At 42.8% G+C, this 872-nt stretch carries 2 protein-coding genes; both read right to left on the minus strand.

Going from position 1 to position 872, the window contains the following annotated elements:
• On the minus strand, positions 1 to 375 hold a 375-nt coding region (tsaA, locus tag A3739_RS06035; RefSeq protein ID WP_068500687.1), incomplete at its 3' end, for a tRNA (N6-threonylcarbamoyladenosine(37)-N6)-methyltransferase TrmO.
• A gap of 31 nt (positions 376 to 406) precedes the next feature.
• Positions 407 to 872, minus strand: a 466-nt coding sequence (locus A3739_RS29470; protein ID WP_197472102.1) for a hypothetical protein, incomplete at its 5' end; no start/stop codon positions are given.

The raw sequence follows: 872 nt of genomic DNA on the forward strand, positions 1-872 counted from the left end.
GCCATCGAGTAAGTCAGGACATGAGACGATTAAGCTAGTCTTTTTGTCGAGAATGACTTGCTTTAGCTCGACAAGTGACAGTCCCAGAGAATTTGGTCTAAATGATGAGCGGGTTGCAAAAACACCAGTTTTTTTATTGCCTCCAAGTCTAGGCGGTCTAACTAAAGGCTTGAATTCGGCATGTTCGTGCTGATGAAAGCCAAACTGCAGCCAGAGATGTGAATACTGTTCTAAGCCAACGAATGCATCCGGTTGATCGTAAGGCGAAACGAATTCTATGACGGAATTTGCGTGTTTGATAAGCGAGGGCTGCCTTGGAATACCAAATTTTTCTTTAAAAGGCGTGCTCGCAAATGCGATAGGAGTAATATTCATGTGAATGCTGATTTAGCTTAAGTGGAAATACTTATTCTTTCTCAGAGAATACCATTTCTATTTTAATCGTAAACGATGGATCCATCTTCCAGTTATCTTCTTTTGGGTAATACATTTCTGGAATCATTTCGTAAAAGAGCCATTCCTTCATCAATTTTCTACGATAAATGGCGTTAACAAAATACCCAGTCGCTTGCACTTCTGGCTTCGTCTCAGCAAGCATCCCTACTTGATAATTGATAGCCCTTTTTGAGTCAATTTCACGCAAGAAAGAGTAGGTGTGAGCGAGCTCCCAAAGACGTTCTTTATGATCGTATTTTCCATCTATTCCTTGCCGGAAGATAAACCAAGGTCCTTGTCGCTGCAGCGTAAATTCAGCATGCGCCCCCCAACCCTCATCGTGATAGTAGTAAAGAGCATCGTGCGAGGAAACGCTCCATACGTCTGTAAATTCATATCTCCCGTGAAGACGGTAACGCCAGAAAGGGTCGATCGGA

It is taken from the genome of Oleiphilus sp. HI0067, from assembly GCF_001635735.1.